Raw genomic sequence first — 14562 nt, 5'->3', positions numbered from 1 at the left:
CCTGCTCAACGGGAACAAGGAACGTGAACCCAGTACCAGACAACGCACATGGCCCGCACTGATTTCAACAAACTGCTCGACGCCGGCGTCCACTTCGGTCACCTGCGCCGCAAGTGGAACCCCAACATGGCCCCCTACATCTTCGGGGAGAAGAAGGGGATCCACATCATCGACCTCAACAAGACCGTCGTCAAGCTCGACGAGGCGGCCTCCGCCCTGAAGAGCGTTGCACGGAGCGGCAAGAAGATCCTGTTCGTCGCCACCAAGAAGCAGGCGAAGGACATCGTGGCCGAGAAGGTGAAGGCCACCGGCATGCCCTACGTCACCGAGCGCTGGAGCGGTGGCATGCTCACCAACTTCGGCACCATCCGCCGCGCCATCAAGAAGATGGCCGCCATCGACCGGATGAAGACCGACGGCACCTTCGACAACATGAGCAAGCGCGAGCGCCTGCAGGTGATGCGGCAGCGCGAGAAGATGGAGAAGAACCTGGGCTCCATCGCCGACCTCACCCGTCAGCCCGCCGCCCTCTTCGTGGTGGACATCGTGAAGGAGCACATCGCCGTGGCCGAGGCCCGCAAGCTCAACATCCCGGTGTTCGCCATGGTGGACACCAACAGCGACCCCACCCTGGTGGATTTCCCCATCCCGGCCAACGACGATGCCACCAAGAGCATCGAGCTGATCGTGGACGTGGCCATCGCCGCCATCAACGAGGGCCTTGAGGAGCGCAAGAACGACAAGAGCAGCCTGCCCGAGGGCGAGGCCGAGGAGACCGAGGAGGGCGAGGAGGTGGAGGCCGAGGGCTCCGAGGAGGAGGCCAACTGAACCCCAACATCAACCGAACGCAAGTGAGCACGACCATGGCCATCACCGCCGCCGACGTGAACAAGCTGCGCCAGATGACCGGCGCAGGCATGATGGATTGCAAACAGGCCCTCAGCGAGGCCAACGGCGACTTCGACGCCGCCATCGACATCCTGCGCAAGAAGGGCCAGAAAGTGGCCGCCAAGCGCGCCGACCGGGATGCCAACGAGGGCCTGGTGATCGCCAAGACCACCGCCGACGGCACCCACGGCGTGCTGGTGTGCGTGAACTGCGAGACCGACTTCGTGGCCAAGAACGCCGACTTCGCCGCGATGGCCGAGCGCATGGCCCAGATCGCCCTGGACAAGGGCGCGGACAGTGTGGAGGCCCTCAAGGCCCTGCCGTATGACAGCAACGGGCTGAGCATCGCCGAAAAGCTCGTGGAGCAGACCGGCGTCATCGGCGAGAAGATTGACATCAGCGCCTGTCATGAGGTGAAGGCCGCCTTCGTGCTGGCCTACAACCACCCCGGCAACAAGGTGGCCAGCGTCGTGGGCCTCAACAAGGCCGGCTTCGAGAACGCCGCCAAGGACGTCGCCATGCAGGTGGCCGCCATGGCCCCCGTGGCCGTCAACAAGGAGACCGTGCCCCAGAGCGTGATCGACAAGGAGATCGAGATCGGCAAGGAGCTCGCCATCCAGGAGGGCAAGCCCGCCGACATGGCCGAGAAGATCGCCATGGGCCGCCTCAACAAGTTCTTCAAGGAGAGCACCCTGCTGGCCCAGGAGTTCATCAAGGACAACAAGCTGAGCGTGGAGCAGTACCTCAAGAGCGTGGACAAGGACCTCACGGTGACCGACTTCAAACGGCACTCGCTCACGATCTGATGTTCACGCCGCATTGAACAGGGGAGGGGGGCTTCGGCCTCCCTCTTTTTTCTTTGTCCCCACCCCCGCACCATGGCCCGCCCCTACACCCGCATCCTGCTGAAACTCTCCGGTGAAAGCCTCATGGGCACCAAAGCGTACGGCATCGACAGCGATCGCCTGGGCGCCTACGCCGACGAGATCATCGCGGTGGCCGAGAGCGGCGTGCAGGTGGCCGTGGTGATCGGCGGCGGCAACATCTACCGCGGCATGGAGGCCGAGGGCGCCATCGACCGCGTGCAGGGCGACCACATGGGCATGCTGGCCACCATGATCAACAGCCTCGCCCTGCAGAGCGCCCTGGAGGCCAAGGGCTACAAGACCCGGCTGATGAGCGCCATCAAGATGGACACCATCGCCGAGCCCTTCATCCGCCGCCGGGCCGTGCGCCACCTGGAGAAGGGCCGCATCGTGATCTTCGGTGCCGGCACCGGCAACCCCTACTTCACCACCGACACCGCCGCCAGCCTGCGCGCCATCGAGATCGAGGCCGACGTGATCCTCAAGGGCACCCGCGTGGACGGCATCTACACCGCGGATCCCGAAAAGGACCCTGCCGCCGTGCGCTACGAGCGCATCACCTTCACCGAGGTCTACGACAAGGGCCTCAACGTGATGGACCTCACCGCCTTCACGCTCTGCAACGAGAACAAGCTGCCCATCATCGTCTTCGACATGAACAAGCCCGGCAACCTGCGCAAGGTGGTGGCGGGTGAGCGCGTGGGTACGTTGGTGGAGTTCTGAGCGGAGGGCGCGCCGCGGGACGAACGTACCATCGAGGCTCACGCAGTGGGCAGGGGGCGCGGAGCGGCAGGCAGCCGGCGGGATGTGGGTGAGGTGGATCGGTGCGAGGGTGCGAGCTTGAGGCCGGTGGCTTGAGGCCGAAGGCAATGCTGTGAGGCTGGAGGCCGCATCCCGGGGCTCCTGTTAATTTCGCCATTCCGTAATCCACCTGACGATGGACGTGAAGACGCTGATCGCCCCGAGCGAGGACCTGATGAAGAAGGCCATCGACCACTTGGAGCATGAGCTCACCAAGGTGCGCGCAGGCCGTGCCAACCCCGCCATGCTGGACACCGTGCGGGTGGAGGCCTATGGGTCGCACATGCCGCTGAACCAGGTGGCGAACGTGAACACCCCCGACGCGCGGACGCTGATGATCCAGCCGTGGGACAAGAAGATGATCGACGCCATCGAGAAGGCCATCCAGGCCGCCAACCTGGGCTTCAACCCCAGCAACAATGGCGAGAGCGTCATCATCAATGTGCCCATGCTCACCGAGGAGCGCCGCAAGGACCTGGTGAAGGCCGCGCACAAGGAAGGCGAGCATGCCCGTGTCAGCATCCGCGGCGCGCGCCAGAAGGCCATGGAGGCGATCAAGGGCTCCAAGCTCCCCGAGGACGTGATCAAGGACGGGCAGGACCAGGTGGAAAAGCTCACCGCCGGCTACAACAAGAAGGTGGAGGTGCTCATCGAGGCCAAGGAGAAGGACATCATGAAGGTGTAAGGGCGTGCGCACATGGGCCCATGAGCACATGTGCACATGAACTTACGCCCACACCAGTCCCCCCACACGGCAATTCCTGCACATTCCGACCGAACTGCGTGAGCGTAGCTGATCAGGTTCCTGGTCCTTCGATCGGACCGGTCCGGGAAGGGCAGGCGTTCAGGTCCTGGGCCGGATCCTGACGCGTTTGGCGCTGATGACGGTGAAGGCATCCGTGAGCCGAGGCTCATGGATGGACAGGACCATCAATGTTCGCGCGACGCGGTCGGCGGGCGCCAGTTCGTTCATGCGCAAGAGGATCACCCCTGCGTGACGATGCCTTCTGTTGTGAACGATGTCGCCGAAGTCCTTGTCCTCCGTCAGCAATATCTCGTTCCGTTCGACCGCGAACGCGAGCACGTCCTCGTCTTTCGTACTGGCCATCCGGTCGGCGATGTAGACCACATCGTGACCGGCCACGCGCAGTGCTAGAACCACGTTGCCATCAACGCTCTCGTCCGCCACGAAGCGCATCGCGGATCAAGCTTCAGGGAAGAACAGGTCGTTCCTGACGGCGTCCAAGGCGAAGAGTTGTGCAGCTTGGATGCTGGCCTTGCTCAACTTCGGATAGCCATCCAGGATCTCCTCGATCGGTCTTCCCAAGGCGATCTTCTCCAAGATGAGTTCCACTGGAATGCGTGTGCCTTTGAAGCATGGCTTACCGAACATGACGTCCGGTTCCGAGGTGATGTGGTCCTGCCAGTTCAGCATCGTCCTTCAAAAATAGTGTGCGACCGGCCCTACGCCCATACCGGGCTCCCCTCGCTGCAGTTCCTGCACATCTCGATGCTGCTGCGCGCCGCCAGCAGGTTGCGCCTGAAGGCCGTGTAGGTCTCGCCGGCCCAGATCTCCCGGAAGGTCCGCGTGCGCAGGTCGCCGAGCACATGGTGCGCATCCTTGTCGAAGCAGCAGGGCACCACGCGGCCGTCCCACGTGATCACGCAGCTGTGCCACATCTTCCAACAGCGGTCGTCCAGGGCGTTCTTCGTTTCCCACACGCCACTGGCGTTGCGGCGGTAGCGGGCGTATTTATCCTGCGTGGGGATCAGCGGGTGGTCGTCCCTGGGGTCGTACACCTGCGCGGTCTTCAGCCACAGGTCGTCCACACCGATGCGCCGGGCCAATGAACGGGCATGGGGGATCTGGTGCTCATTGGGCTTCACCACCAGGAATTGGAAGACCACGTGGGGCGTGAGGCTCTTCAGCTTGCGCTTCCACTTCACGATCCGCTCGGCACCCTCGATCACCTGCGCCAGCTCCCCCTCCTTGCGGTAGGCCGCATAGGTCTCCTGTGTGGTGCCATCGAGGGAGATGATCAGACGCGAGAGCCCGCTGCGCACGGTGGCCTCGGCCTTCGCCTCATCGAGGAAGTGCGCGTTGGTGCTGGTGGCGGTGTAGATGCCCTTGCTGCGGGCGTGCGCCACCATGTCCAGAAAGCCGGGGTTGATGTACGGCTCGCCCTGGAAGTAGAACGTGAGCCCCCAGAGGTCGGGCGCCAGCTCGTCGATCACCCGCGTGAAGAGCTCCTGCCGCAGGTTCCCGGTGGGGCGGGTGAAGCTGCGCAGGCCGCTGGGGCATTCAGGACAGCGCAGGTTGCAGGCCGTCGTGGGTTCGATGGCGATGTGGATGGGCAGGCCGTCGATGCGCGGGTCCTTCGTGCGGCTCGCGCGACGGAAGCTGCTCCAGATCCGGTAGGCGTTCGCGGCCCGGCGTCCGGTGAACGAGCGAGCCCACAGCGCGGCATCGCGGGCCGGGGCCAGGGGCGAGAGGGCCATGCCGCCAAGGTACAGGCCGCGCACCCCTTCCGGCTGTTACTTTCCGGGCCTGCCCACGTCCCACCGCTGTACCTCATGCGTGCGTTCCTCCCGAAACGACCGGTCGTACTGGCCCTGCTGCTGGTCTGTTGCGCATGCGTGCAGGCCCAGCGGGTGGTCACCGGTCTGGTGCTCGATGCGGCCGGTGAGCCCGTGCCCTTTGCTGCGGTGCAGCCGGCCGGCGGCCCGGGTGGGGTGGGCTCCGACCTGCACGGACGCTTCACCCTGGAGGTGCCTGCGGGCGTGAGCGCGCTCCGTGTGAGCTGCATCGGCTACCACCCGGTGGTGGTGCAGCTCACCACGACCAACGATCTGCTCGTCCGCCTGAACCCCGCAGTGGAACAGCTGCCTGCCGTGGACATCCGGCCGGGCGTGAACCCGGCGATCGCCCTGATCGAAGGGGCCATCGCACGCCGCGATCGCAACAACGGCCCGGGCCATCGCGCCCATCGCTACCGCTCCTACGCCCGCACCGTCTTCACCCTGGCCGTGGACAGCGCGCTGCTGGCCGACACCACGCGCATCGCCTCCCTGGCCCCGAGCGACCGCGAGGCGGTGCGTTTCGCCCAACGCCAGCACGTGCTGCTGATGGAAAGCGCCACCCGGTGCACCGCCCGCCCGCCCGGGCAGCGCACCGAGGAGGTGCTGGCCATGCGCGTGAGCGGCCTGCAGGACCCCGCCCTGCTGGCCGTGGCGGCGAGCAGCCGGAGCTGGTCCGTGTACGACCCGTTGATCGAACTGAACGAGCGGCGCTTTCCCAGCCCCATCGCACCCGGTGCCACCGACCGCTACCGCTATGTGCTGGAGGACACCCTGGCGCAGGCCGGCGACACGGTCTTCATCATCCGCTTCTTTCCCCGCACGGGGGCGCGCTTCGATGGCCTGCAGGGGGTGCTGGGCCTGCACGCCGGCGACCTTGCCGTGCACCATGTGACGGCCGAGCCGATGGACCAGCGCAACGGGCTGGGCATGCGGATGCGCCAGCTGCACCGTCCGGTGGGCGACACCTGGTTCCCGGAGCAGGTGGAGAGCACGCTGTACCTGAACAGCCTGCAGGTGGGCTCCTATGCGCTGGTGGGCCGCGTGCGTGTGGACCTCACCGACATCGAGCTCGACCCGCACCTGCCGCGAGCGGCCTTCCGCGGCGCCGACCTGGTGGCCGACCGCATGGACATCCGCACCGACGCCGCCCTGTGGGACAGCCTGCGCACGGTACCACTGGACGCCAAGGACCGGATGACCTACCGCACCATCGACAGCCTGGGCCGTGCCGAACGGCTGGACCGCACCGTGCGCGGGCTGGACGCCCTGTTGCGCGGCGCCATCCCCTGGGGCCCCTTCGACCTGCCGCTGGACCGCCTGATCGCCTACAACGGCTACGAGGGGTTCCGCCTGGGCCTGGGCCTGCGCACCAACGCCCGCGTGAGCCGTCGCTTCTCGCTGGGCGGCTTTGCGGCCTATGGCTTCGGCGATGCCGCCACCAAGTTCGGCGGCGAACTGACGGTGCGTCCGTGGAGCGGCCGCGATCATGACCTGCGGGTGGCGGCCCAGCGCGACGTGGCCGAGACCGGTGGCTGGAGCTTCCAGCGGCCCACCGCCCTGTTGAGCGAGGAGGGCTACCGCCTGCTGTACATCACCCGGATGGATGCCGTGGACCGATGGGAGGCCGCCGTGGGCGTGCGGGTGATGGAGGACCTGAAGCTGTGGATCGGCACGGAACGATCCGATCGCGCCGATCGCACCGGTTATCGCTTCGCGACACCGGTGGGGGATGGCATCACGCGGTTCGACCGCCGTTTCGTGACCGGTGCCATCACCTTCGGGCTGCGCTATGCGCCGGGTGAACGCACGGCCCAACTGCCCGGCCGCCATGCGGTGATGCGTGCGGGACGGCCCGAGCTGCAGGTGAACGTCTGGCGGGCCTTGGACGGCCTTTGGGCCGGGGAACAGGACCTGTGGCGCGTGGTCGTGCAGCTTGGTGACATCCATCGCTGGCCCGTCCGCAGCCTGGCCTGGCGCGTGATCGCCGGTGCGGCCGATCCCCTCGCTCCCGCACCGTTCCTGTTCAACCTGAGGGGCACGGCCACGGACGACCTGGGCGTGGGCACGCCATGGGCCTTTGAAACGATGGCCCCCAACAGCTTCGTGGCCGACCGGTTCGCGGCGCTGCACCTGCGCTTCGGCCTGGGCCCGGTGTTGTGGCGCCACCGCCTTTCGCGGCCGCAGCCCATGCTCATCGCGTCCGGTGCGGTGGGGGCGCTGGACCACCCGGAGCGGCATGCGGGCTGGACATTCACTTCGCCGGATCGGGGATACCACGAGGTGGGCCTGGTCTTGGACCAGCTGCTGCGCAGCGGGGTGGTGGGCCTGGGCGTGCTGGCGGCCCTCCGCGTGGGTCCCTATGCGACCGGCATGCTGGAGGATGACGCGGCCGTGAAGCTCACCTTGTCCCTGATCCTCTGAGGGTTGGACCCGCGCTCTGCCCCGGATCTCGTTCCTTTGCGCGGGCTCCGGCATGGCCGGGGCCTTTTTGTCCGAACCCATGTGGGCCTGGCTGGCGAGTAGGATCCTTCGCAACCGCATCGCGGTGTTGGTCATGGTGGCCCTGCTCACCGGCTGGATGGGCTACGAGGCCGGCCACGTGGCCATGCAGTTCAAGCATGGAGGCCTGCTGCCACGCACGGACAGCGCCTATGTGGAGTACGAGCGGTTCCTCGCCCAGTTCAGCGAGGACGGCAACGTGCTGGTGATCGGGACCCAGGGCGAGGGGCTCTACACACCGAAGGCCTTCACCGCCTGGCGCGCGCTGGGCGATGACCTCAAGCTGGAGGACGGTGTGGACTCGGTGTTCAGCGAGGCGCACCTCTTCGAACTGCAGCGTGACGACAGCCTCAAGCGCTTCACCCTGCATCCGCTTTGGGAGGGCCCACCGGTGGACCAGGCGGCCATGGACTCCCTGCGGGCCCGCGTGCGTGCGCTGCCCTTCTACGCCGACCTGCTGTACAACGACAGCGCGAAGGCCAGCCTGATGATGGTGTTCGTGAACGCGGCCCGCTTCAACAGCGAGCGGCGTGGTGACGTCGTGGACCGGATCGAGGCCCATGCGCGACGGTTCGAGGCGGAGCAGGGGCTCCCGGTGCACCTCAGCGGCCTGCCCTACATCCGCGTGCGCAGCACCGGCATGGTGAAGGCCGAGATGCCGCTGTTCATGGCCCTCAGCATGTTCCTCTGCGGTGTGCTCCTGCTGCTGTTCTTCCGCAGCTGGCGGGTGATGTGGATCTGCATGGGCGTGGTGGCCATCAGCGTGGTGTGGAGCTTCGGCGCCATGGGTCTGCTGGGCTACAAGATCACCATCCTCATGAGCGTGATCGCCCCGCTGGTGATCGTCACCGGCGTGCCCAACTGCGTGTTCCTGATCAACGCGTACCACTACGAGTACGTGCGGCACGGCAACAAGATGAAGGCCCTGCAGCGTGTGATCAGCCGCATCGGCGCCGCCGCCTTCCTCACCAACGCCACCACCGCCGTCGGCTTCACCACCTTCTGCTTCACCTACAGCGACACCCTGAAGGAGTTCGGCTGGATCGCCACCATCGGCATCATGGTGCTGTGGGCCCTCAGCATGCTGCTGATCCCCGTGCTCTTCAGCTACATGCCCGCACCCAAGCCCCGGCACCTCAAGCACCTGGAGCGCCGATGGCTCGACGCTGCCGTGGAATGGATCGTGCGCACCGTGCGGGACCGGCGCCCGTTGATCTATGCGATCACCGCCTTCGTGTTCGTGTTCGCCCTCTTCGGCATGCTGCGCCTGCGCGATGAGAGCCGCATCGTGGACGATCTGCCGGAGGACAACCCGGTGCTCACCGACCTGCGCTTCTTCGAGAAGCACTTCAAGGGGGTGATGCCCCTGGAGATCCTCGTGTCCACGGGGAAACGCAACGGCGTGTTCAAGGACGCCACGCTCAGGCGCATCGACCGGTTGGGCGACACGCTGGCCGCGCACCCGGAGTTCAGCCGTCCGTTGAGCATCGTGGACGCCGTGAAGTTCACGCGCCAGGCCTTCTACGGTGGCGATCCCGCGGCATACGGCCTGCTCACCGCCACGGACAAGACCTTCATCGCCCCCTACCTGGAGACGCTCGGCAACAAGCAGGGCATGGCGAAGGCCTTCATGGACAGCACGCGCAGCACCACCCGCATCACCGTGCAGATGGCCGATGTGGGCACCATGCGCATGGACACCGTGCTCGGCAGGCTGCGCACCCAGGTGGACAGCCTCTTCAGCCCCGACCAGTACAAGGTGACCCTCACCGGCACCAGCGTCGTGTTCCTGAAAGGCAGCAGCTACCTGGTGAGCAACCTGGTGATCAGCCTGTTCTGGGCCGTGGTGCTGATCGTGGGCATGATGGCGCTGCTGTTCAACTCGCTGCGGATCCTCGTGGTGTCGCTCATCCCCAATCTGATCCCGCTGGTGGTGACGGCCGGTCTGATGGGTTTCCTGCACATCCCCATCAAGCCCAGCACCATCCTGGTCTTCGGCATCGCACTGGGCATCGCGGTGGACAACGCCATCCACTTCCTGGCGCGCTACCGGCTGGAGCTGCGCCTCACCGGCCACGACCTGAAGCGCAGCGTGGACCTGGCCACCCGCGAAGTGAGCGTGGGGATCATCTACACCAGCGTGGTGCTGCTGGCCGGGTTCTGCATGTTCGCCTTCTCTCACTTCGGCGGCATCCAGGCGCTGGGCATCCTCACCAGCCTCACCCTGCTGGTGGCCATGTTCACCAACCTGCTGGTGCTTCCCTCGCTGCTGATCTCCTTCAACAAGACCTTGATGACGAAGGCCTTCGAAGAGCCCCTTCTCGAGATCCTCGATGAGGAGGAGGACATCGACCTGATGGAACTGAAGCTGGAGCCCGGACGGGACAACACCGCGGCGCTGGCCTCCGACAGCACCACCGACGACGAATGAAAGGCATCATCCTCGCCGGGGGTTCCGGCACCCGCCTGCACCCGTTGACGCTTGCCGTGAGCAAGCAGTTGATGCCGGTGTACGACAAGCCCATGATCTACTATCCGCTCAGCACCTTGCTGGCGGCCGGCATCCGCGAGGTGCTGATCATCTCCACCCCCCACGACCTGCCGAGCTTCCGCAAGCTGCTGGGGGACGGCACCCAGCTGGGCTGCAGCTTCAGCTACGCCGAACAGCCCGTCCCCAACGGACTGGCGCAGGCCTTCGTGATCGGTCGCGACTTCGTGGGCCGCGACCCGGTGGCGCTGATCCTTGGCGATAACATCTTCTATGGGCGCGGCTTTGGCCGCATGCTCGCCCAGCACACCGATCCGGACGGCGGCCTGGTCTTCGCCTATCACGTAAGCGACCCCGAGCGGTACGGCGTGGTGGAGTTCGACAAGGAGAACCGCGTCCTCAGCATCGAGGAGAAGCCGGCCAAGCCCAAGAGCAACTTCGCCGTGCCCGGCCTTTACTTCTACGCCAACGATGTCGTGGACATCGCCGCCGCACTGAAGCCCAGCGCACGGGGTGAGTACGAGATCACCGACGTGAACCGCGAATACCTGCGCCAGGGCCGGCTGAAGGTGGAGATCATGGACCGCGGCACCGCCTGGCTGGACACCGGCACCTTCCGGAGCCTGACGCAGGCCGGACAGTTCGTGCAGGTGATCGAGGAGCGGCAGGGCCTGCGCATCGGCTGCATCGAGGAGGTCGCCTACAAGAAGGGCTGGATCACCGCCGAACAACTGCATGCCCTTGCGCGTCCCCTGCTCAAGAGCGGCTACGGGGAGTACCTCATGCGGCTCACCGAGGGATGAGCACTGCGATCCTCGCCGCGCACCGCGCGCGCATCGAACAGCGCATCGACGGCTGGGTGAACGACCTGCCCGACGATCCGCTCTATGCGCCGATGGCCTACCTGATGCGGCTGCCCGGCAAGCGCGTCCGCCCCAGCGCCGTCCTCCTCGCCGCCGAGCTCTTCGGCCACGACCCGGACGACGTGCTCGACGAGGCCCTCGGCATCGAGCTCTTCCACAACTTCACGCTGATGCACGACGACATCATGGACCAGGCGCCGCTGCGCCGGGGCATGCCCACCGTGCACACCAAATGGAACGTCAACACCGCCATCCTCAGCGGCGATGCCATGCTGGTGAAGGCCTACCAGCTGATGGCGCGCGATCCGGAGGTGCTGAGGCTGTTCAGCCGGTATGCCCTCGGGGTGTGCGAAGGCCAGCAGCGGGACATGGACCTGGAGCGCCGCGCCGATGTCCACGTGGATGAGTACACCGAGATGATCCGCCTGAAGACCGCCGTGCTCCTGGGCTGCGCCCTGCAGGTGGGGGCCACCCTGGCCAAGGCACCATCCGCCGAACGCATGCGCATCGGCGCCATGGGCGAGCACCTCGGGCTCGCGTTCCAATTGCGGGACGACCTGCTCGACGCCTTCGGCGATCCCGACAAGGTGGGCAAGCAGCGGGGCGGCGACCTGCGCGCCGGCAAGCGCACCTTTCTGCTGATCCGCGGGCTGGAGAAGAGCGATGCCGCCGGCCGCACCGAGCTGCGCGAGGAACTGGACAAGACCCCGGAAGCCCGCGATGTGCAACGCATGCTGCATGTGCTGGACGAACTGGGGGTGGAGACCGATGCGGTGACCGAGGTGGAGCACCACCACGCCCTGGCCCTCGAGGCGCTGGAGACCATCGACGTGCCCGACGCACGCAAGGAGCCCCTCCGCGCATTGGCGCAGGCCCTGTTGGACCGCGTGCACTGAGTCAGTGCAGCAGGTCGCGCAGGGCGCCTTCCAGGCCTGGATGTGCGCTCCGCCAGCCCCCCGCCTCCAACCGTCCGGTGCTCACCCTTCCACCGCCCATCAACACCTCGGCCATGCCACCCAGCACGATGCGCAGGGCAAAGCCGGGGACGGCGGGCAGGATGAACGGCCGGTGCAGGACCCGGGCCAGGGTGCGCATGAAGGTGCGGTTGTCCGGCTGTTCCGGAGCGGCCACATTGCAGGCGCCCTGAAGGTCGGCGTTGAACAGCGCGGCATCGTAAGCCCGCACCAGATCGTTCAGATGGACCCACGGCATCACCTGTCGGCCATCGCCCAAGGGTGAGGCCAGTCCGAGCCGTGCCAGCCGCGCCAACCGGGGCAGTGCGCCCCCCGTGCAGGCCAGCACCATCGGCGTCCGGAGCTTCACCACGCGACTTTCTGCGGCCCACCGGTCCACGGCCTGCTCCCAGGCCACGGTGATGCCGCCGATGGTGTCGGTGCCCGGAGGCGCGTCCTCGGCGACCGGTGCGTCCCATCGGCCCGCGCCGTACCACCCGGTGCCCGAGGCGCTGACGAAAGTGCGGGGACGCCAGCCTGTGCGCTCGGCCACGCGCCACAACGCCTGTGGCCCGGCCGTGCGGCTGCGGGTGAGCTCGTCCACGCGGCGCGTGCTCCACCGCTGATCGGCGATGGGCGCGCCGGCCAGGTGCACCACATGATCGACGTCCCGGACCGCTTCGTCGGGTGCGCCCAGTTCCGCATGCCAGGCGAAGCTGCGCACATCCGGGCGCTGCGTGGCACGGCGACCGATCCAGCGCACGACATGCCCTTCACGCAGGAGATGATCGGTGAGCGCGGTGCCGATGAGGCCGCTGCCGCCGGTGATGAGGATGGTGCTCATGCCTTCAAAGGGAACGCTCGATCGGGGAGCCGCCCACGCCGTTCACATTTCGTTGACAGGATCGGCGATCCGCTCCGATCACCGCTCCTCCACCGGACGGATGTCGGGGCGGTCCTGGTAGCCCCATTGCTCCCGGGCCCCCAGGTCGCGGACAGGGACCGAGCGGTCGCGCAGCACCGACCACACCAGCCAGAGGACCAGGCCGGACCGGCGAGAAGCATCCCACCGATCAGCCATGCGGGGCCGCCGAAGAGCGCCAGGGCGATGTTGAGGCAGAGGGCGGCGGTGGTGGCGTGCACCGCAGGTGGAAGACGGTCCATGCTCCCCAAACGCCTCACGACCTTGAATGTTCCGGGCCATCAGCGGAAAAGGCGCCCGAAGGCGCCTTCCCACAACGGATATGTTCGTGATCAGCGCGCCCGCTCGATGGCCTTGAGGTCCTCGTCCAGCAGGCCTTCCTTCTTGCCGAAGATCGCCGCGTCGTCGCGCAGGTACATCAGCTCGCCCGTGCTCACCTTGAACACGCGCTTGAAGCAATGCTTGTTCTTGTGCTCGCCGGTGAGCAGCACGTCGGTGACCGCCACACCGCCCTCGCCCTTGCTCACGGCCGCGTTCAGCTGCATGAGGTCCATCACCTGCGCCTTGTGCGTGTAGTGCGTCTTCACGGCCGCGGCATCGGGCAGGCTCTTGTCCAGGTGCTCCTTCGCGATCCACAGGTCCAGCTCATCGCGCACCAGCCGGTTGCGACCCGCGTAGAGCCGGTCGGCCGTGGCCTTGTCCGTGATCTTGCCGGTGGACACCTGCTTCAGGTAATCCTGGATCGCCTTCAGGTAGAGGTTGAGGAAGGCGCTGGTGCCGTGCGTGGCCATGCCGGCCGGATCGATCTGCAGAAAGGCGATGTCCTGGGAGGGGGGCAGGTTCACGATGGCGTTGTCCGTCACTTCCATCACCTCGCCCTTCTTCTGTTTCCATCCGCGCATCAGCGTCAGGAAGGTGCCCGTGAACTTCTCCGGGTCGTTCCGAAGGGTCTTCACCAGGTAGGTCTTGTCGGCACCCAACGGTTGCGTCGCCAGGTCGTTCATCGTGATGAAGTCCACGCTCTTGGTGAAGGTCCAGTGCGCCTTCACGGCGTCCATCATGGCCCGGTTGTACGGGCTGTCACCCGCATCGAGCACCACCAGGGTGGTCGTGGTGGACGCGTCCTTCACCGCGTTGGCGTCGAAGGTGCCGTACTGGGCCTGGATGGTGAGCGCGCTGAACGCGAGCGGTAGGCTGATGAGGATGGATCGCATGGGAGGTTCGTGCCTGGGATGGTTGAGGTCGGCGGGCGTCGAAAATAGTGCCACGTTCCGGCGCGCTGTGCCGTAGTTTTCGACAGCGTGAGCGAGGGATTGTCAACAACGGGTGGTGGTCTGGTCCCCTGGCTGGACCGGGCGGAGGTGCTTGCGGCCACCGTGGCCCAGTTGCGCAAGGACCTCAACGCTCCCGAGCTGCAGCTGCCCGACCCGGGCGACGGTGCCTTCGAGTCCTTGCGCGCGCAGGTGCTGCCCGTGATGGAGGAGCGGCACCGGCAGGGGCAGCATGCGCTGGGCGTGGTGCTGTACCGGGTGGACCTCCCGGAGGCGCATGCGAAACGCAGCATGGCCGCCGGTGGGCTGCCGGAGCTGGCGGGACAGGTGGTGTTGCGGGCCTTGCAGAAGGTGCTGACCCGGATGCGGTACGCCGCCTTGTCGGGTTCCGAGTAACCTCCTGAACCTCAAAGTCGTACAGCGGCCCGGTC

Annotated in this window: 15 protein-coding genes; 9 read left to right on the top strand and 6 right to left on the bottom strand. The window is 66.5% G+C overall.

Features of this window, described 5'->3' with window-relative positions; all coding sequences use genetic code 11:
* Positions 1-48 precede the first annotated feature (48 nt).
* From rpsB to frr, 4 genes are all read left to right on the top strand, one after another.
* Positions 49-828 (top strand): 30S ribosomal protein S2, encoded by a 780-nt coding sequence (gene rpsB, locus IPM49_09375; protein ID MBK9274736.1) that lies wholly within the window; start codon positions 49-51, stop codon positions 826-828.
* Positions 829-863: 35 nt separating this feature from the next.
* The gene (locus tag IPM49_09370; GenBank protein MBK9274735.1) at positions 864-1694 is read left to right on the top strand and encodes an elongation factor Ts; all 831 of its coding nucleotides are present in this window, start codon (positions 864-866) and stop codon (positions 1692-1694) included.
* A 72-nt stretch (positions 1695-1766) separates the two neighbouring features.
* On the top strand, positions 1767-2477 hold the full coding sequence (locus IPM49_09365) for a UMP kinase (GenBank protein MBK9274734.1): 711 nt from the start codon (positions 1767-1769) through the stop codon (positions 2475-2477).
* 208 nt (positions 2478-2685) lie between these two features.
* Positions 2686-3240, top strand: a complete 555-nt coding sequence (gene frr, locus IPM49_09360; GenBank protein ID MBK9274733.1) for a ribosome recycling factor — start codon at positions 2686-2688, stop codon at positions 3238-3240.
* 159 nt (positions 3241-3399) lie between these two features.
* On the opposite strand, the gene IPM49_09355 is transcribed toward frr, so the two are convergent.
* From IPM49_09355 to IPM49_09345, 3 genes are read right to left on the bottom strand one after another with little or no spacing between them, the layout of a single operon-like run.
* The gene (locus IPM49_09355) at positions 3400-3753 is read right to left on the bottom strand and encodes a DUF5615 family PIN-like protein (protein MBK9274732.1); all 354 of its coding nucleotides are present in this window, start codon (positions 3751-3753) and stop codon (positions 3400-3402) included.
* A gap of 6 nt (positions 3754-3759) precedes the next feature.
* Positions 3760-3990, bottom strand: coding sequence for a DUF433 domain-containing protein (locus IPM49_09350; protein MBK9274731.1), 231 nt, complete (start codon positions 3988-3990; stop codon positions 3760-3762).
* Between the two features lie 29 nt (positions 3991-4019).
* Complete coding sequence (locus IPM49_09345; protein MBK9274730.1) at positions 4020-5054, bottom strand: SPASM domain-containing protein; 1035 nt, start codon at positions 5052-5054, stop codon at positions 4020-4022.
* Between the two features lie 75 nt (positions 5055-5129).
* On the opposite strand from IPM49_09345, the gene IPM49_09340 reads away from it, so the two are divergent.
* From IPM49_09340 to IPM49_09325, 4 genes are all read left to right on the top strand, one after another.
* On the top strand, positions 5130-7556 hold the full coding sequence (locus tag IPM49_09340) for a carboxypeptidase-like regulatory domain-containing protein (GenBank protein ID MBK9274729.1): 2427 nt from the start codon (positions 5130-5132) through the stop codon (positions 7554-7556).
* A gap of 79 nt (positions 7557-7635) precedes the next feature.
* Positions 7636-10065: an MMPL family transporter gene (locus IPM49_09335; GenBank protein MBK9274728.1), complete on the top strand. Its 2430-nt coding sequence runs from the start codon at positions 7636-7638 to the stop codon at positions 10063-10065.
* Complete coding sequence (gene rfbA / locus IPM49_09330) at positions 10062-10925, top strand: glucose-1-phosphate thymidylyltransferase RfbA (GenBank protein MBK9274727.1); 864 nt, start codon at positions 10062-10064, stop codon at positions 10923-10925. The genes IPM49_09335 and rfbA overlap by 4 nt, the downstream gene beginning before the upstream one ends.
* Positions 10922-11881, top strand: a complete 960-nt coding sequence (locus IPM49_09325; protein MBK9274726.1) for a polyprenyl synthetase family protein — start codon at positions 10922-10924, stop codon at positions 11879-11881. Before rfbA ends, IPM49_09325 begins: the two co-directional genes overlap by 4 nt.
* A gap of 1 nt (position 11882) precedes the next feature.
* On the opposite strand, the gene IPM49_09320 is transcribed toward IPM49_09325, so the two are convergent.
* The 3 genes from IPM49_09320 to IPM49_09310 form a co-directional block, all read right to left on the bottom strand.
* Entirely contained in the window at positions 11883-12782 is a 900-nt protein-coding gene (locus tag IPM49_09320; protein ID MBK9274725.1) for a TIGR01777 family protein, read from the bottom strand.
* A 78-nt stretch (positions 12783-12860) separates the two neighbouring features.
* Positions 12861-13019 carry a hypothetical protein gene (locus tag IPM49_09315; GenBank protein ID MBK9274724.1) on the bottom strand — a complete coding sequence of 53 codons (159 nt, stop codon included), beginning with the start codon at positions 13017-13019 and terminating at the stop codon, positions 12861-12863.
* 173 nt (positions 13020-13192) lie between these two features.
* The gene (locus tag IPM49_09310) at positions 13193-14074 is read right to left on the bottom strand and encodes a hypothetical protein (GenBank protein MBK9274723.1); all 882 of its coding nucleotides are present in this window, start codon (positions 14072-14074) and stop codon (positions 13193-13195) included.
* An 87-nt stretch (positions 14075-14161) separates the two neighbouring features.
* Between IPM49_09310 and IPM49_09305 the strand changes: the two genes are divergently transcribed.
* Positions 14162-14527: a hypothetical protein gene (locus tag IPM49_09305; protein MBK9274722.1), complete on the top strand. Its 366-nt coding sequence runs from the start codon at positions 14162-14164 to the stop codon at positions 14525-14527.
* The last annotated feature ends 35 nt before the right edge of the window (positions 14528-14562 follow it).

Source organism: Flavobacteriales bacterium, from assembly GCA_016715895.1.
Lineage (GTDB): Bacteria > Bacteroidota > Bacteroidia > Flavobacteriales_F > PHOS-HE28 > PHOS-HE28.
The sequence above is the reverse complement of the archived record's forward strand: the minus strand, read 5'-3'. Positions and strand labels throughout refer to the sequence as shown.